Annotated in this window: 19 protein-coding genes; 11 read left to right on the top strand and 8 right to left on the bottom strand. The window is 55.1% G+C overall.

The genetic code is table 11. The features are described 5' to 3' along the window. The first annotated feature begins 6 nt into the window (after positions 1-6). The 8 genes from GZ1_RS11240 (at position 7) to GZ1_RS11205 (ending at position 7,823) form a co-directional block, all read left to right on the top strand. Positions 7-1,461, top strand: a complete 1,455-nt coding sequence (locus tag GZ1_RS11240; RefSeq protein ID WP_015374013.1) for an ABC transporter ATP-binding protein — start codon at positions 7-9, stop codon at positions 1,459-1,461. Then, positions 1,458-2,240, top strand: a complete 783-nt coding sequence (locus GZ1_RS11235) for an energy-coupling factor transporter transmembrane component T family protein (protein WP_015374014.1) — start codon at positions 1,458-1,460, stop codon at positions 2,238-2,240. Before GZ1_RS11240 ends, GZ1_RS11235 begins: the two co-directional genes overlap by 4 nt. Before the next feature lie 16 nt (positions 2,241-2,256). Beyond that, positions 2,257-2,862: a thiazole tautomerase TenI gene (gene tenI, locus GZ1_RS11230; RefSeq protein ID WP_013146260.1), complete on the top strand. Its 606-nt coding sequence runs from the start codon at positions 2,257-2,259 to the stop codon at positions 2,860-2,862. Positions 2,863-2,865: 3 nt separating this feature from the next. Further along, on the top strand, positions 2,866-3,999 hold the full coding sequence (gene thiO, locus GZ1_RS11225) for a glycine oxidase ThiO (protein ID WP_060788495.1): 1,134 nt from the start codon (positions 2,866-2,868) through the stop codon (positions 3,997-3,999). Next, positions 3,996-4,199 carry a sulfur carrier protein ThiS gene (thiS, locus tag GZ1_RS11220; RefSeq protein ID WP_020755221.1) on the top strand — a complete coding sequence of 68 codons (204 nt, stop codon included), beginning with the start codon at positions 3,996-3,998 and terminating at the stop codon, positions 4,197-4,199. The genes thiO and thiS overlap by 4 nt, the downstream gene beginning before the upstream one ends. A 1-nt stretch (position 4,200) precedes the next feature. Continuing rightward, complete coding sequence (locus GZ1_RS11215; RefSeq protein WP_013146257.1) at positions 4,201-4,968, top strand: thiazole synthase; 768 nt, start codon at positions 4,201-4,203, stop codon at positions 4,966-4,968. Then, a complete protein-coding gene (locus tag GZ1_RS11210) occupies positions 4,965-5,990 on the top strand; it encodes a thiazole biosynthesis adenylyltransferase ThiF (RefSeq protein ID WP_015374017.1) in 1,026 nt (341 codons plus the stop codon). The genes GZ1_RS11215 and GZ1_RS11210 overlap by 4 nt, the downstream gene beginning before the upstream one ends. Positions 5,991-6,551: 561 nt before the next feature. After that, positions 6,552-7,823, top strand: a complete 1,272-nt coding sequence (locus GZ1_RS11205) for a hemolysin family protein (protein WP_015374018.1) — start codon at positions 6,552-6,554, stop codon at positions 7,821-7,823. A gap of 84 nt (positions 7,824-7,907) precedes the next feature. Here the strand turns inward: GZ1_RS11205 and GZ1_RS11200 are convergent, their stop codons facing one another. After that, positions 7,908-8,120: an alpha/beta-type small acid-soluble spore protein gene (locus GZ1_RS11200; RefSeq protein ID WP_011230133.1), complete on the bottom strand. Its 213-nt coding sequence runs from the start codon at positions 8,118-8,120 to the stop codon at positions 7,908-7,910. 289 nt (positions 8,121-8,409) lie between these two features. Between GZ1_RS11200 and GZ1_RS11195 the strand changes: the two genes are divergently transcribed. After that, positions 8,410-8,652 (top strand): hypothetical protein, encoded by a 243-nt coding sequence (locus GZ1_RS11195; RefSeq protein ID WP_011230134.1) that lies wholly within the window; start codon positions 8,410-8,412, stop codon positions 8,650-8,652. A gap of 83 nt (positions 8,653-8,735) precedes the next feature. On the opposite strand, the gene GZ1_RS11190 is transcribed toward GZ1_RS11195, so the two are convergent. From GZ1_RS11190 to GZ1_RS11180, 3 genes are all read right to left on the bottom strand, one after another. Continuing rightward, the gene (locus tag GZ1_RS11190) at positions 8,736-9,848 is read right to left on the bottom strand and encodes an ABC transporter ATP-binding protein (protein WP_060788494.1); all 1,113 of its coding nucleotides are present in this window, start codon (positions 9,846-9,848) and stop codon (positions 8,736-8,738) included. Positions 9,849-9,976: 128 nt separating this feature from the next. Beyond that, the gene (locus GZ1_RS11185; protein ID WP_060788505.1) at positions 9,977-10,867 is read right to left on the bottom strand and encodes a PucR family transcriptional regulator; all 891 of its coding nucleotides are present in this window, start codon (positions 10,865-10,867) and stop codon (positions 9,977-9,979) included. A gap of 239 nt (positions 10,868-11,106) precedes the next feature. Beyond that, positions 11,107-11,295: a hypothetical protein gene (locus tag GZ1_RS11180; RefSeq protein WP_015374020.1), complete on the bottom strand. Its 189-nt coding sequence runs from the start codon at positions 11,293-11,295 to the stop codon at positions 11,107-11,109. 115 nt (positions 11,296-11,410) lie between these two features. Here GZ1_RS11180 and GZ1_RS11175 point away from each other — a divergent pair, with 115 nt between their 5' ends. Further along, positions 11,411-11,812, top strand: a complete 402-nt coding sequence (locus tag GZ1_RS11175) for a hypothetical protein (RefSeq protein WP_011230138.1) — start codon at positions 11,411-11,413, stop codon at positions 11,810-11,812. On the opposite strand, the gene GZ1_RS11170 is transcribed toward GZ1_RS11175, so the two are convergent. Genes GZ1_RS11170 through GZ1_RS11155 form a run of 4 tightly spaced genes read right to left on the bottom strand, consistent with a single transcriptional unit; the run spans position 11,772 to position 16,428 of the window. Further along, on the bottom strand, positions 11,772-12,938 hold the full coding sequence (locus tag GZ1_RS11170; RefSeq protein WP_060788493.1) for a YheC/YheD family endospore coat-associated protein: 1,167 nt from the start codon (positions 12,936-12,938) through the stop codon (positions 11,772-11,774). The two genes, GZ1_RS11175 and GZ1_RS11170, sit on opposite strands and share 41 nt — an antisense overlap. Then, positions 12,932-14,281, bottom strand: coding sequence for a YheC/YheD family endospore coat-associated protein (locus tag GZ1_RS11165; RefSeq protein ID WP_060788492.1), 1,350 nt, complete (start codon positions 14,279-14,281; stop codon positions 12,932-12,934). Before GZ1_RS11165 ends, GZ1_RS11170 begins: the two co-directional genes overlap by 7 nt. Then, positions 14,278-15,345 carry a YheC/YheD family endospore coat-associated protein gene (locus tag GZ1_RS11160; protein WP_060788491.1) on the bottom strand — a complete coding sequence of 356 codons (1,068 nt, stop codon included), beginning with the start codon at positions 15,343-15,345 and terminating at the stop codon, positions 14,278-14,280. Before GZ1_RS11160 ends, GZ1_RS11165 begins: the two co-directional genes overlap by 4 nt. 6 nt (positions 15,346-15,351) lie before the next feature. Further along, entirely contained in the window at positions 15,352-16,428 is a 1,077-nt protein-coding gene (locus tag GZ1_RS11155) for a YheC/YheD family endospore coat-associated protein (RefSeq protein WP_015374024.1), read from the bottom strand. Positions 16,429-16,554: 126 nt separating this feature from the next. Between GZ1_RS11155 and GZ1_RS11150 the strand changes: the two genes are divergently transcribed. Continuing rightward, the coding region (locus GZ1_RS11150) for a DUF445 domain-containing protein (RefSeq protein WP_157074367.1) at positions 16,555-17,079 on the top strand (525 nt) is incomplete at its 3' end.

Below are 17,079 nucleotides of genomic sequence, written 5' to 3'. Positions count from 1 at the left end.
ATGGCGATGAAACAAGCAATTGCGATTGATCGGCTGCGCCTGAAATTTCCCGGGAGCGACGGGCTGCTGTTTCGCGACTTGTCGCTTTCGATTGCCGAGGGGGAGAAAGTGCTCCTCCTTGGTCCGTCGGGATGCGGCAAGTCGACATTATTGCAAGTGATGGCTGGCATCATTCCCCACTCGATCGATGTGCCGATGAAAGCGGAGCGCCTTAAGCGGCCGGAACGGTGGGGCTATGTTTTCCAAGATCCTGATGCGCAATTTTGCATGCCGTATGCGGACGAGGAAATCGCTTTTGCCCTCGAAAATCGAAGCGTGCCGCGCCACGAGATGCCCGTCCGCATCCGTGCGCTGCTGAACCAAGTCGGTTTGGAGATCGCTCCGCATACTGATATTCATACGCTTTCCGGCGGGATGAAACAGCGGTTGGCGCTCGCTTCGGTGCTGGCGCTTGAGCCGGATGTCTTGTTTTTGGATGAGCCGACGGCGCTGCTTGATGAAGAAGGGACGAAGGCGGTATGGCAAACGGTGAAGAAGGTGGGCCGCGGCAAAACGGTCATCATCGTCGAGCATAAAATTGACCATGTGCTCGACTTTGTGGATCGCATTGTCTTGTTCGGCCGCGATGGGCGCATCATCGCCGACGGCGAGGCGAAGGCGGTGTTTTCCGACTATAAAGACGTCATTGCCGCTGAAGGGATCTGGTATCCAGGCGTCTGGGACGACTATGACCGGACGGCAAGGCAGCGAACTCGCCATCAAGGCGAGGAGCTTCTTCGCCTCGACCGTTTTCGCGGGTTCCGCGGCCGGGAGGCGAAAATCTATGTTCCTAAAGCAACGGTGCACGCCGGCGAATGGATTGCCGTCACCGGAAAAAACGGCGCCGGTAAAAGCACGTTGCTGCACGCGCTTATGCAACTCATCCGCACGGACGGAGAGTATATGCTGCTAGGCGCCGACATCAAGCGGCAACACCCGATCTACCGCCATATTGCGTTTGTTTTCCAAAATCCGGAGTGGCAATTTGTCGCCCATTCCGTCCGCGAAGAGCTCGCCTACTCGCTTCGGCTTGAAGGGCGGCCGGAAGCGGAAATCGAGGAAACCATCACCCGCCTGTTGCGTGAATTTGACCTTGTTGAGCAGCAAGACCAGCACCCGTACCAGCTGTCAGTCGGGCAAAAACGGCGGCTGAGCGTGGCTGCTTCGATCGTCGCCGGCCAACGCCTCTTTTTGCTTGATGAGCCGACATTTGGGCAGGATGCGAAAAACACGTTCGCGTTGCTGGCGATGCTTGAATCATACCGTGAGCAAGGGGCGGCGATCATCATGGTCACCCACGACGAGCAAATTGTCCGTCGTTTTGCGACGAGACGGTGGGTCGTTGAAGATGGAGCGCTTGTTCGCGATGAGCGCCTTGCTGCTGTGGAGCCTGTATTGGCCGAAGGAGGAACATGGCGATGAACTGGGACATTCAGCGCCGTGAAACATGGCTTTATGAAGCGAACCCGAGTTTGAAGCTCATTGTGCTCGTCATGCTCTTTTTTGCGGTGTTGTTCATTCATAACCCGAACGTGCTGATTAACGTTTCGCTCGCTCTCTTCGTTTTGTTTTGCTTTGGCACCGGCTATCCGGCGAATGTGTTGTTTTGGCTGTTTTTGCCGTTTTTCCTCGTGTTTGTTTCGACGGCTTCATCGATGATGATGTTTGGCGAGGGAACGACGACATGGTTTCGCTGGGGGCTCATCCATGTTACAGCGGAAAGTTTTTGGCGCGGGGTGCACATCGGGTTTCGCGCTTTGGCGCTTGGGCTTCTCGGCTTGATTTTTTCGCTGACGACCCGGCCGGTTCCGTTGTTTTATTCGCTCATGCAGCAGTTGAGACTGAAGCCAAAGTATGCGTACAGTTTTTTGGCGGCCGTTCGCCTATTGCCGATTATGCTTGAAGAGTTTCAGGCGATCCGCTATGCGTTAACAGTGCGCGGCGTGCCGAATAAGGGCGTCCTCAGCAAAATGAAGCGCTACGCCATTCCGCTGTTGTCGCAAAGCATCCGCCGCGCCCAGCGCATCGCCGTGGCGATGGAAGCGAAACAATTTTCCGGCAGCGGGCGGCGCACGTTTTATTATGAAATCGGGTTCGGCAAATATGATATTTGGCTTGTCGCCTTGTTTGCCGCTTTGATGTTCGCCGCCTACTATGTCGGTGTTCATTATCCGTATATTTCTATAAGCGATGTACGGTAGAAAGAAAGGGATGGCGATGGGGGTTCTCCATTTCGTTTCCACCGGGCGTCAGACGGTTGACGAATTCGCCGCGATTTGTGCGCACACCCATCCGTATGCCGACCTGATTCATATTCGCGAAAAAGGGAAGACGGCGCGTGAAGTGGCGGCGTTTGTCGCGGCACTGCTTCGCGTCGGGGTGCCGCTGCAAAAAATCATCGTCAATGACCGGGTTGATGTCGCCGCTGTCTACGGTGTCAAAGGTGTGCAGCTTGCTTATCACAGCCTGCCGGTGCGCGCCGTCCGCCGCTCGTTTCCGGACTTGACGGTTGGTTGCTCGGTGCACGGGTCGGAGGAGGCGAAACAAGCCGAACAGGATGGCGCTCACTTTTGTTTGTATGGCCATATTTTTCCGACGGACAGCAAGCCCGGTTTGCCGCCGCGCGGTCTGGACTCGCTTGCGGAAATCGTGGCCGCCGTGTCCATTCCAGTCATCGCCATCGGCGGCATTCACGCCGGCAACGCCCGTCGGGTGCTGGAAGCGGGCGCAGCCGGGGTGGCAGTATTGTCGGCTGTTTTTTTCGCTGCTGACCCCGTTGCTGAGGCCAAACGGCTGGCAGACATCGTGAAAGGGAGGGGATAGGGGATGACGCATTGGTATGACGTCGCCATCGTCGGCGGCGGAGTGATTGGGGTGGCCATCGGTTTTGAGCTCGCCAAGCGGCGGCATCGCGTCGCCATTTTTGAAAAAGGAACGATGGGAAGCGGGGCGTCAAGCGCGGCAGCCGGCATGCTTGGGGCGCAATCCGAGTTTTCGACGTCAAGCCCGCTTGTGCCGCTTGCCTTGCAAAGCCGAGCTCTCATGCCGGCCTTGGCTGAAGAGCTGAGGGAGAGGACCGGCATCGATATCGGCCTTGTCGAAAAAGGATTGATCAAACTAGCGACAACGGAAGAGGAAGCAGACGATCTCTATCGCCATTATACATTTTGGCGGGGCATAGGCGAACCGGTGCAGTGGCTCACGAAAGGGGAGGAGCTTGAAATGGAGCCGCGTCTTGCGGCGGAAGCGCTTGCCGGCGCGATGTACATCCCTGGCGATGGGCAAGTGAGCGCTCCGGATTTGGCCGCCGCTCTCGCCTATGCCGCCGCCTCCGCCGGCGCTTGTCTGTACGAGTATACGGAAGTGTTCGACATCCGTTCCGACAGCAGTGGGCATGTGGTAGACACAACAGGCGGGACGTTTGCCGCCGAGGCGGTCGTCATCGCTTCCGGCGCTTGGGCGGCGCGGCTCGGCGCGCGGGTCGGGCTTTCGCTTTCCGTTTATCCGGTCAAAGGGGAATGCGTCATGGTGCGCACTCCGGTTCCGTTGTTAAAAACGACTGTATTTGCGAAAAACGGCTGCTACATCGTTCCGAAATCAGGAAACCGGCTGCTCATCGGAGCGACGTCCACGCCCGGCACGTTCGATCGGCGCGTATCGGCCGGTGGGGTGATGAACTTGCTTCACCGCGCCGCCAGTCTTGTTCCGGACATTGAACAGGCGGAATGGGTGGGGGCATGGAGCGGCATTCGGCCGCAGACCGAAGACGGCTTGCCTTATCTAGGCGAGCATCCGGAGCGGCGCGGCTTATTCGTCGCTGCCGGCCATTACCGGAACGGCATTTTGCTCAGCCCGTTGACCGGTCTGCTTGTCGCCGACTTAGTGGAGCGGAAAGAGACGGCGTTTGACCTTGCGCCATTTTCGTTGACACGCCATATCGGAAAGGTGGGGGTGGAATGACGTTAGTGATTAACGGGGAGGCAGTCGCCGTGCCCGACGAGGTGAAAACGGTGGGCGATTTGCTTGCCCATTTCCGGCTTGAGAACAAGCTTTGCATCGTCGAAGTCAATGTCCGCATCATCCAAAAACATGAGTATGAGACGAAGGCGCTATGTGATGGCGATCGCGTGGAAATCGTTCATTTTGTAGGAGGCGGTTGAGATGTTGAAAATTGGCCCATATGAATTCTCTTCGCGGCTGTTGCTCGGCACGGGCAAATATCCGAGCTTGGACGTGCAAAAAGAAGCGGTGGAAGCATCAGGGGCGGAAATTTTAACGTTCGCCGTCCGGCGGATGAACATCTTTTCTCCGGAGCAGCCGAACTTTTTAGAGCAGCTCGATTTAAGCAAATATAAGCTTTTGCCGAACACCGCCGGGGCGAAAACGGCCGAAGAAGCGGTGCGCATCGCCCGGCTCGCCAAGGCATCCGGATTGTGTGATATGATAAAAGTAGAAGTGATCGGCTGCGACAAAACGCTCCTCCCAGACCCGATCGAGACGTTGAAAGCGGCGGAAATGCTGCTTGAGGAAGGGTTTATTGTGTTGCCGTACACATCCGATGATGTCGTGCTGGCGAAGCGGCTAGAGGAGCTTGGCTGCCATGCGATCATGCCAGGCGCCTCGCCGATCGGGTCCGGACAAGGCATCATCAATCCGCTCAATTTGAGCTTTATCATTGAGCAGGCGAACGTGCCGGTCATTGTGGACGCTGGCATCGGTGGACCGGCGGACGCGGCGCTGGCGATGGAGCTTGGCGCGGATGGGGTGCTCTTGAACACCGCTGTTTCCGGCGCGGCCGATCCAGTGAAAATGGCGAAAGCGATGAAGCTGGCGGTGGAAGCGGGCCGGCTCGGCTATGAAGCCGGACGCATCCCGAAAAAACGGTACGCGTCAGCGAGCAGCCCAACGGAAGGAATGAGTGTTGTTTGAACGAACGGTATTCCCGGCAGCAATTGTTTGCACCGATTGGCGTGGAAGGGCAAAAGAAAATACGGGGAAAGCATGTCGTGTTAGTCGGCGCCGGAGCGCTCGGCACAGGCAACGCCGAAGCGCTCGTTCGCGCCGGCATCGGCAAATTGACGATCATTGACCGCGATTACGTCGAATGGAGCAACTTGCAGCGCCAGCAGCTTTACAGCGAAGCGGATGCGAAGGAGCGGCTGCCAAAGGCGATCGCCGCCAAACGGCGCCTTGAACAAATCAACAGCGAGGTTGAGATCGAGGCCATTGTCGGCGACGCCGGCCCGGAAGAATTGGAAACGATCGCCCTCAAGCAACGTCCTGACTTATGGATCGATGCGACAGACAATTTTGATACGCGCCTTGTCATCAATGACGTTGCCTACAAGTACAACATTCCGTGGATTTATGGCGCTTGTGTCGGCAGTTACGGTTTAAGCTGCGCCTTCATTCCGAACCGCACGCCTTGTTTGTATTGCTTGCTTGAAACGGTGCCGCAAGGGGGATTGACGTGCGATACGGCCGGCATTATCAGCCCAGCGGTGCAAATGGTTGTCAGCTATCAGATGGCTGAGGTGTTAAAAATTTTAGTGGAGGACTGGTCGGCGCTCCGCGGCAAGCTCGTTTCGTTTGACCTTTGGACGAACGAATATGCCGCCATTCGGATTGATGGGGTGAAAAAGGACAGTTGCCCGACGTGCGGACGTTATCCATCTTATCCGTTTCTTTCCTATGAACAACGGACGAAGACTGCCGTCTTGTGCGGGCGCGATTCCGTGCAAATCCGTCCGCCTGCTTTGCGCCAGTACGACTTGAATGAATTGGCGGAGCTGTTTCGCCGCCAAGGGCTTCAAGCGGAAGCGAACCCGTATCTTGTCTCCGTTTCGCTCGGTGACAAGCGATTGGTTGTCTTTCGCGACGGCCGTGCGCTTGTGCACGGCACGAAAGATGTGCAGGAAGCCAAAGCCATTTATTATCGCTATTTAGGCTAAAGCGAGACCCCATGCATTGGCGGCCGCTTTCGTCTTAATATGGCAATGTCATCAAACTGTCAAATCCATGTCCTTCCTCTCCCCTTTTTTTCGCCATCTATATGGTATGATGAAAGCGGGGATGGAAAGGGAGGGAGAAGGAATGGACGAGTGGTCGGTGACGTTCAACATTGCCTCATTGCTTGTTCTTGTGTATTTCATTGGTTCTTGTTGGTTTGAGTCATGATGTGAAGGTGTCCCAAAAGGATCGGGACACCTTTTCTTATTTGTTATTTGCTGTATAAATTCAACACGATCAAAACGATCTATTGCTCCCTGCTTAGGAGAGCACGGTCTTTTAAGACAGCCATGTTTTCATTCAAGAAACTGGATTTATGGTGGAAGAAAAACCGCCAGCTGTAGTCAGTTGGCGAAAAATTTGTTATATTTAAAGTAAGGAGGGCAACGCCGGCTTCCGCCGGCCGCGCGCTCCGTGCAGCCAACGTTGTTTCCATAAGCATGATTCGGCGGAAAAATGGATATGAATAACATCGTCACCATCCATAGGAGTGTGAAGATTCGTTGGAAGAGTGGCCGTTAAGGTTATTCGGGTGGTTTTTCCTCTCCCTGCTTGCCAATGTGCTGTTCGCTTCAGCAGAAGCCGCGTTTTCCCTGGCAAGCAAGGCACGGTTGCGGCATTATGCGGAAGAGCATCTGCACAATAAGCGCCTCCAAGCGGTGATCGGTCAGCTTGACCGCGTGTTGTTGGCGCTTGCTGTGGCCAACCGCTTCACCAACGTCGTGACGGTCGTGCTGTTTACGGACATCGCCGTTTCGTTGCTTGGGGAACAGATGGGCTTGTTTGCCACGCTGGCGGTGATGACCGTATTATTTGTCGTCTTCGGTGAAATTTTGCCAAAATCGATGGCGAAAGAGCATGCGGAGCAGCTCGCCATCCGATACGCCAGTCTTGCCTATGCGCTGATGAAGTTGATGACGCCGGTTACGGCGTCGCTCCAAGCCTTAAAAGATCGAATCGCCAAGAGGTTCGCCAATGGGGTGGCTGTGCCGGCTGTGACGGAGGAAGATATTAAAGTGATGGTTGAGCTGAGTGAAGAGGAAGGGGTCATTGACAACAAAGAAAAAGAATTGATCCAACGTTCGCTCGATTTTGATGAAATTTTGGTCGGAGAAATTTTCACGCCGCGCGCTGATATGGTGGCGGTGGAAGTGAACCAGCCGATTGAAGAGATTCGCGACGTGTTTTTGGAAGAGAAATATTCCCGCATCCCGGTTTATGAAGGGGATATTGACAACGTGATCGGCATTTTGTCGGAAAGCGACTTTTTCAGCGAGCTTGTGCAAAAGCGGGAGGTGCGCATCCGCGATTTGTTGCGCCAGCCGTTGTTCGTTGTCGAGTCCATGAAAGTGTCCGATCTCCTGCCGGAGCTGCAAAAAAGCAAAGTGCATATGGCGATCGTCGTCGACGAGTTTGGCGGCACCGCTGGCTTGATTACGCTCGAAGATATTCTCGAGCAAATTGTCGGCGAAATATGGGATGAGCATGATGAGGCGGTGAAAACGGTGCGTCAAATCGACGAGCACAGCTTCGAGTTCAGCGCCGAACTGCCGCTGGATGAATTTTGCGAAGTGATGAACATCGACGTGCCAAAGAGTGAATCGCATACGTTGGGTGGCTGGATTTTTGAGATGTTTGAGCGCATTCCAGCCGTCGGCGAAACGTTGCAATATGGATCGCTGACGTTCACCGTCCGCCAAGTCGACAATCGCCGTATTCGCAAAGTGCTTGTCTCATTGAGCCAACCGCTTGCCGAGCAGGCGGGAGGCGCCTGATTCGCTCCCCGTTTCCATATGAAAGCGCCCCGGGCTGACGGCCCGGGGCGTTTGCCATCTATATGAAGTTGTTCGTTAAGGCGGTTATTGAATGTTGCCGAATTGGCCGCCAAGTTGTTGCTGAGCCATGGCGACAAGACGTTTCGTAATTTCGCCGCCGACCGAACCGTTCGCGCGAGAAGTCGTGTCAGCGCCGAGGTTCACACCAAATTCTTGGGCGATTTCGTACTTCATTTGATCAATGGCTTGTTGAGCACCAGCGACTAACAATTGGTTGTTGTTATTGTTGCGTGCCATCGTTGATCATCTCCTCTTAAAAATTTTTGATGGTTGGGGTGGTTGGATTTGCACCAACACTTCACGCTGCAAGGCATGTGCCAAGCTTGGCTGAACCCACCGGCCCACCCGCTTTTGGCTTCGCCAGCGTCACTGTTGCAACGGATGGGTGGTTTCGCTGGCGGTACTCATAGTTTGGGACGTTTTTTGCCTGTTATGCATGGGGAGAATATGGGAATTTTTAACGTTTTACCGCTGTCACCATTAGGGAATATGTAAAGATAAGGAACATCCTAGAGGAGGAAGCAACATGAATGTATGCCCGCTGTGCAACGGGCTGCGCCGGGTGACGGTGTATTGTAGCTACTGCCGGCAACCAATGGAAGATCATGGGAAAGTTACAGATTATTTCGATGACTACAGCCCGTACATGGATGCGGACGTCATGAAACTTGTCGACGGCTATTTGCGCACGTATACGAATCATGAATGTGTTCATTTGTTTTACTGTCCGACTTGCCATGAGGAGGAAGTGCGTTTTATCAAGGAATAAGGCTGTTGATGGAGTGGAAAGGAAAGGCGTTCCGTTTTTTTCGGAACGCCTTCGAATGAATCTATATGAACAACAATGGGGGGTTACTTTTCATCCGCCGCCCGGATGCGCCGTTCCGTTTCAACGTCAAAGAAATGCGCTTTGTTCATATCAAGCGCCAGGTCAATCCGGTGGCCCGGCTTGATTTCCGTGCGGGCGTCGATGCGAGCGACCAATTCTTGGTTGTCGATGCTAAAATAAATCATCGATTCAGCGCCAAGCAGCTCGGCGACTTCGACGAGAGCGGTGACTTTCGTCGACGGAGATGCTTCAAGGAAGAGCGGTTCGTCGTGAATGTCTTCCGGACGAATGCCTAAAATCACTTCCTTGCCGACATACCCTTGCTCACGCAGCACTTTCATTTTTCCTTCCGGAATGCCAAATGATGTTTGGCCGACGACAAACTTGCCGTCTTGGAGCGTTCCACGAAGGAAGTTCATGGCCGGTGAACCGATAAAGCCGCCGACAAAAATGTTTTCCGGTTTTTCGTATACTTCGCGCGGCGTTCCGACTTGCTGGATGACGCCGTCTTTCATGACGACAAGACGGGTGGCCATTGTCATGGCTTCCGTTTGGTCATGGGTGACGTAAATGGTCGTCGTTTCCAAGCGCTGATGGAGCTTCGCGATCTCCGAGCGCATTTGCACCCGCAGTTTCGCATCCAAGTTCGAGAGCGGCTCGTCCATTAAAAACACTTTTGCATCGCGGACGATGGCCCGTCCCAATGCCACGCGCTGCCGTTGCCCGCCGGAGAGCGCTTTCGGTTTGCGGTCCAAATATTGCTCGAGCCCAAGAATGCGCGCCGCCTCGCGGACGCGTTTTTCAATTTCCGCTTTCGGGAATTTGCGCAGTTTTAAACCGAACGCCATGTTGTCATAGACGCTCATATGTGGATACAGGGCGTAGTTTTGGAACACCATGGCGATGTCGCGGTCTTTCGGCGGCACATCGTTCATTCGTTTGCCGTCGATGTAAAGATCGCCTTTGGAAATTTCCTCAAGGCCGGCGATCATCCGCAACGTGGTGGATTTGCCGCAGCCGGACGGGCCGACAAATACGATAAACTCTTTGTCTTGAATATGTAAATTGAAGTCTTTGACGGCGACCACATTGTTGTCGTAAATTTTGTAAATATGATCAAGAATGAGTTCTGCCATAACCATCCTCCTCATCGCCGAAATCGTTTTCTTGCCATTAGTGTATAGAAAAATAGGAACATTCGTAAATGGACGAGGTGCACAAAAAATGCCGCCGATTTTCGGCGACATGACAAAAAAGCGGGGGATTACGAACGGCGCCGGTGCAAGATAGCCAAATAGATGGCTGCCGCCCCTTTGAACCGTTTGATGTCAACACCAGTTTGCTCCGCCCATTTATCGATTCGATATTGCAAACTATTGCGGTGCATATACAGCTTTTTCGCTGCCATCGAGACGTTTAAGTTGCATTGCAAAAACGTCTCCATCGCCCGCACTTCCTCTTCGTCGAATCCGTCAAGAAACGAGAGGGTTTGGTGAGCTTTCTCACTGACTGCTCCTTCTTCAAAGAGCGGAAGCGGAATGACGTCTTCCCATTCGTACACCGTTCGTTTCGGCCAAAAGCGCCGAGCGGCGGAAAAACACTCTTTTTCAAGGAGAAACGATTCATATAGCCGTTCATCGACGGAGCGGATTGGGCCGATCAAGAAATGAATGGCCGTATAAAAATCAGCGGCGAGCGCCTCAGCCATGTCCGCTAACGAAGGCGGCTCCGTCGTCCGCTTTTGTTTCGCTTCGACGATCAGCCCGCGCCGATCTTGTTCCCAGACGATGGCAACCGGGGAGGAAAATAAGCCGCGAACGGCGTCAGCAAACTCCTCTTTGTTGGTGATCGGCCGGCTGGCTGTAAAATGAATGAACCGGCAATACGGAGCAGCGAGCCGAGCGAGCGCGGCTGGGTCGCCGGTTGCCATCCATCGTTTCCATGCCCGCTCCTCTTCGCTTTCCGGTTCGCGTCGGCGCTCGGCGGGGGTGAAAAAAAGCGCCAGCAATCGCCGCTCCTGCTCTGTCAATCGATGCTTGGCGATGCCGATCTCATCACCATCGGCGGTATAAAACCATTCGTAATCTTCGGGGTGTTCCGGCTGACCGTTGATGACGATGTCCCCTTCATAAAGCGATTCGAGCTCTTTTAGCATCGCGGCGCACCACTTTCCGTCAAGGATGATGTCACGCCGAAGAGGAATCGGCGTTGTTTTCATTATACCAAATCCCCGCGAATGGAAAGAAAGACAATGGATGAAAGCGGGAAAGCCGCAGGATGAACGGGCGGCTTGGCCAACAGCGGTCGTTTCGAACGATCCCTGCCTAACGCATTGGCGGAGAGGCTTCATAAAACAAAAGGCCGACTTTCCCGAGGCGGGAAAATCGGCTCCGTTTACTGGCCGGCTTCGTACGGCGGCTCTTCTTTGACAAGATCGCGCGCTTCCTCCATGTTGACGTCATCGCCGTGGCCGTACACAGCACCTCCGGCCATCCCTTCGTTGATCATGCGGTCGATGTCCATATAGTATTCATCGCGCCCTTCGTACAATGAATCCCGGCGCTTGGCTTCATTTCGTTCCATCATCTCGCTCCTTCCTCTCATCGTTTTTCCTAAAGTTTGTCCAAAAGAGGCATACGCTATCCATGCCATTCATATGGATGAAAGAGGACAAGCGGCAAGAAAGGGGCGGCACGCGATGATCATGCTGATCAAAAAATTGCTCGAAACAACCGCCGCGGCGGAAGAAAAAGCCCGGCAGCTCGCTGAGATGGAAACGGATGAGGCATGGGCGGTCTATTTGGCTGAAGCCGAGCGGCAGCGTAAACTTTGGCAATACGTGCATTATTTAGTTGCTGGGGCTAACGCCGACGGTCGAGCGGAAAGAGAGCAAAGCAAAGCAGGCGCACCTCGTTGTGATCTCTTGCAAGCCATGGCGGCGGCTGAGTGGGAAAAAGCGATGTTATGCCAGAACGTCTGCCAAAGCTTAAATGGAGCCGCCAAACAAGCGGTTGATGCTGTGTTCCGCCAGGCGCTTCGCTACAGCGGCCAGTTTCTCGCTATGGCGTACGATGAGCGAGCTCGGCAAACAGCTGATTGAGCCTCTCAAGCCGCCGTGCCTCAATCTCCGGCTCATCAAACACCATCGGCTTGGCGTTGATTTCATAAATGTAAAGCTCGCGTTCGCTTCCGACGCCGATGTCGGCGGAAAACTCGCCGACAAAGCCAAACCGTTCGCCAAGGCGTGCGCCGCTCAAGGCAATAAGCCGCTCGAGCGCCGCTTCATCGATGCGTTCCTTGACTTCTTTGTACGGGAGGATGGTTCCGCCATGAAACACATGGGTCGTCACCGACTCGACGTCGGCCGAACGAACACCGATGCCGGTGATCGTATGGCGGCCGTTGTGCCAATGGGCGAGCACGCGCAAATCGTAGCGGCGTCCATTCCACTCGTCCGTTTCAGCCAATGCTTGGGCGATGTAGCGGCCGGACTGAATGAGTGATGCGAGCGCATCGAGCGAGCAGAACCGTTTTTGGCCGCCCGGATATTCGCAAATGGCTTCCGTCTCTGACAAGGCGGTGAGACGAAACAGCCCCATTCCTCTGGCGCCGTCATCCCGCTTCAAGTAAATGCAGCTGTATTGGCGGAGCCAAGCGCGAAGATCGGCCGCTGTTTGGACAGGCGCCGTCGGCAATAGATGCGGCCAGAGCCGGCGGTCGGACCGCAGCGCGTCATAAACGTCCGATTTGCGGAAAAAAGAGCGGTTGACAAGTGGAACGCCATGGGCGCTCAACTGGGCAGCCGCCGTTTGAAACGGCTCGCTTTCTTCTTCTTCGCGGCTTTTTACTCGATTGTAGACGACATCGGGCAGTGGAGCGGCCGCTTCGATGAAACGATGAAGCGTCGGAACGAATAGATATCCGGAGACCGTTTTCTCTCCGATGCCGGCGGCCGCACTGACGACGGAGATGCCGCCGGCTTTGTGGATGGAGCGGATAACGGTTTCAAGCCACGGCTTTTTCCCAGCCAGCAAAGCGGAAAGGGACGAGGCGCTGACCAGCACGCCGACGAGCGGTCCCACCCGTCCATCTTGCTCGCGGACGGGAAAGACGAGATCGGGAAGGACAGCGGCGGGAGCAACCCAGCCGCTGCCGAATCGATAAGGGCCGCCCGGACTGTTGCACACCCACTCGCCGGTGTCAGGACGGTAGCCGATCGTCAGCATGGCCAAAGCGCCTCGGGTTCGGTGATGGCTGTTTTGCTGAGGTGGACGGCGTAAGCGAGCGGCAACCGCGCTGTTCGTTCGTCTGCGTCCTTTAATTTTGGATGCTTAAAAATCGACCGTCCGGGTTTGGAATTGGCTTCAAACATCCAAATCCTTCCTTGTTGGTCAACACCAAGGTCAAAACCGATTTCGCCGATCAACGTTTCTGATGCTTCATCAAGGCAACGGCTGAGCGTAAGGGCGGCGTCAGAAAGACGGGCGAGCATGATTTCGCGCTCGGCGGCATCCGGGAAAATTTCTTCCAGCGTTTTGACGATGCCTCCGCTGTTCATATGGGTCGTGATGCTTTGTTTTCCAGCGATTTTGGCGGCGATGGCGCTCACTTGCCATATGCCGTGTTCGTTTTTGTTAACGTGAACGCGGAAATCAGCCGGTCGGCCGTTGACGGCAAGAAGCGGAACCGCTTGTTGGATGACATAGCGGTGAAGCGGCGCATGGGCGAGCAAATGATGCCACACCGCCATGGCGGTCGGAAACAGCACTGTTTGGATTTCTCCGCTTTCATCGCGGAACCGGCATTCATAGGCGTTTTTTTTCGCTACATGATAAATGCCGCGGCCGAGGCTGCCGTCGGCCGGCTTGATGTACGCTTCACGGTAGCGGGCAAGAAACTGCTCAATGGTGTGCTGCGTCACGTGGGCGGACGTCGCCGGCAAATACGGCTGCGCCTTCGGATGAAGAGCGAGCCGGCGGTAAATGTCCCATTTGTTGAAAAAACACCCGTTAAAGATCGGGATGCCGTAGGTGGTTTGCAGCGTCTTCGTCATCGTTTGAAACGTTTCCTCCTTTTCGACGCGCCGGTTTGGCAGCCGGTTGTAAACGACATTCGGCAACGGCACCGTATGGCGTTCCCAGCCGCGCTCCGTGTAAAAATAGCCGTTCGTCATGCCGTTTTCCCAGTCAATATGGGGCGCGCCAAACAAAAAGGCAAATCCGCCGACTTGCTTTTCTTGCGCCAGCAACTTGGCAAAAAAGAAGCTCCGGCTGCCGACCGGGCGGTGGAGCGACTTTGTGAATCCGGCGGTCAAAATGCCGACAAGCGGCCCGAAGTGAACAGCTTCATCGGTCAAAAAGACATGAACGTCAGCGGCAAATGGGATCGACAAGCATCGGGCAACGTCATGCGACACAATCACACGGTCGACAAGACGGGGGGAAGAAATGACCCGGCATGGGGTGACAAGGCTGCCGAACGCGGCTGATGTTTGCCTAGATGTTTGGAGCGTGGCGGGAAGAATCACCGTATTTGTTTGTTTTTCGTCAATGATCAACGTGTAGGTCATTGGCTTTTCCCCCCTCTGGCCAAAAACAAGCAATACCGAAGCGGCGCTTCGTACAGTTCGTTTTGTTGCTCCGGGGGCAGAAGATGCGCCACTTTTCTCCCCGGCTTGGAATTGACATCCAAAATCCACACCGCCCCGTTGTCGGTCGCACCAAGATCCAAGCCGATTTCAAACAAAGGTCCGAACATGTGATCTATATAAACTGGCAGCGTGCGGATGATCGTCTCAACGCCATCGAGCACGAAGAGACGTTTTGAAGAGGAAAGGCGGTCGAGCCACTCGGAAAACGGACGAATGTCCGCGCCGGCGCAGACGTTGGCCACCCATGCCCCCGGTCGGCCGACTCGCACGGCCCGCACCCGCTCCACCCAGTGTCCGTTTTCATCCTTTTGCAAAAGAATGCGGAGGTCAAACGGTTCACCCTCCGGGGTCGATAGCTGAAGCAATGGCTGCAGGACATACTCGCCGCGGCGGCTCCAAGAGGCGAGGAGTTGTTCCAGCTCGCTTCGGCGGGCAATGACGGCCTGTTCTTGACCGTGACTGTCTTGGACGGACAGCGCCTTCCCTTTCTTTTGAAAGATGCCAATACCGCGTCCCCCGGAGCCGTGCACCGGCTTGGCGATGGCGGCTTGTTCGCGGCGGAGAAGCGCAAGCACATCATCGGCGCGCTCAAGACGGACAGTCGGAGGCACGTATGCGGACAAGAGCGGGTGAGAGGAGAGCGCTTCATATACGTCCCATTTGCCCGGCAGGCCATAGCCTAAAAACGTGAGGTCAGGTCGCTGCTTCAACCAGTTCATAATCGGTTTTGCTTTTTTGGACCGCTCATCATGGCCGTAAAAGCAGCGGTCATATAAAAATGGCGGAATGGCAAAGACGGCGTTTGTCCATTCGTTCGTTTCCTCTTGAAAGAGAAAGCCGCGGACGTTTTCCGTCTGCGGATCGATCGATAGCGGTGAAAAGCGGCAGACGGAAATGCCGTAGCGTCTGGCGCGTTTCGCCACCTCCTTGCAATACGTGTGGTCTTGCTGTTCGTCAAGGGTGACAAAACCGAGTGAAAGCAAAACGGTTCACTCCTTTTCTTCCATCAATGTCAAACTATAGTCGATGATCGCCTTCGCCGACGGGCGGACCGATTGGTAGGAAGCGGCCATATCCGTCTGTTTCGACGGCTTCGTATTCACCTCGATGATCCACGGCTGGCCATGGATGTCAATGGCAAGATCAACGCCAAACTCTCCATACAGTCCTTCCGCTTCCGAGGCGAGAACGGCAGCGGATTCCAGTGCGATTTCTCTCAGAAGCTGTTTTTGCTGGAACGCGTCAACTCTCGTGTACCACTTCCGCAAGACGTCATTGACCGCCATGAGCTCCCCGCCGCGGGCAAGGTTGGCCACGAATTGGCCGGGCGGCGCGATGCGGGCGACGGCGGAAGTGACGCGCCAATCATGGTGGCGGACGCGATGACAAAGCAGGCGAAAATCGACCGGGCGGCCGTCGAGGGTGCGAAGTTCAAGCCCTTGTTGGATGATCATCGGCGTTCGGATTTGTTGCCGCAAAGCGGAAGCTAAAGCGTCCATCGAACGATATACGGCCGTTGAAGCGGAAGTGGAATGGCGAAGACAAATTCCGTCGTCCGAATGTTGGAGGCAGAAAATCCCTCGCCCTTGGCTGCCATAGATCGGCTTGAGAAAGACGGATGGGAAAGCGTCAAGGAACGCCTCAAGCGTATGTTGACCGCTCCAGAGCGCCGTTTTCGGCAAGTGCGGGTGCAAGTACTCGTGCCGCTCAAAATGGCAGTGCACTTCCCATTTATGCAAAAAGCGATGGTTGAACATCATCCCGTTTTCTTCGGCAAGCCGGGCGAGCAGCTCGGCAAACAAAGGGGAGCGTTCGAGCTTGCGCGAGTGAAGGCGATTGTAAACGACATCGGCTGGAGGCACGTCCCGCTTGCCCCATCCGCTTTCGGTCCACTGATAGCCGACTCCCTCTAAGTAAAGCGCCGGCGAGGATACGTAAAAAAAGAGACCACGCTTTCTAGCATATGCCGCCAATTCCTCGCAAAAATGATGGATGGATCCAAAGGCAGCCCGTTCACTTGTTTCATTGATTTCCGTCAGCACAGCCATCGTTCGTTGTTTGCTCATCGCAGTCCCTCATTTGCGCATTCGTCAGGCAAGCTCTATAATGAACAATTAGGCAAACGTTTATATCGCCATCGTATGATGACGGACGCCGTTTGGTGACAGCGGCGGGGACGGAAGGAGAAGAGGATGGAAACGTTCGTTTATTTGCTGTTTATGGTGGCGGTCGGGGCGCTCATTGGCGGGGTGACGAATTTTATCGCCATCGTGATGCTGTTTCGCCCATATGAGCCGATGTACGTGTTTGGAAAACGGCTGCCGTTTACGCCGGGATTGATTCCAAAGCGGCGGCGGGAGCTGGCCGAACAGCTCGGGAAAACGGTCGTGGAACATTTGGTGACGCCGGAAGGATTGCGGCGCAAACTCATGGATCCGTCCTTTACGGCCGAGATGGCCGAGTGGGGGCGGGAATGGCTTCGAAAGTGGCTTGCGCGCAAAGAAACGCCGGCTGAGTTGCTTGAACGCCTTGGTATTCGCTCTCCCGCCGAGCGGCTCGAGGCGATGGCGGCCGAGCAAGCTGAGCGAGCGTACGAACGGTGGAGCGAAACGTGGCGTCTGCGGCCGATACGCGATGTATTGCCAGCGGAGTTGAAGCAGACAATGGAAGCGCGCGTCGAAAGTCTAGCGGGTTATTTGGCCGACAGGACGCTTGAC

This window comes from Geobacillus zalihae NBRC 101842, from assembly GCF_001544135.1.
GTDB classification, from domain to species: Bacteria; Bacillota; Bacilli; order Bacillales; family Anoxybacillaceae; genus Geobacillus; species Geobacillus zalihae.
Note: the sequence above shows the minus strand (reverse complement) of the source record. Positions and strands in the feature narration are given on the sequence as shown.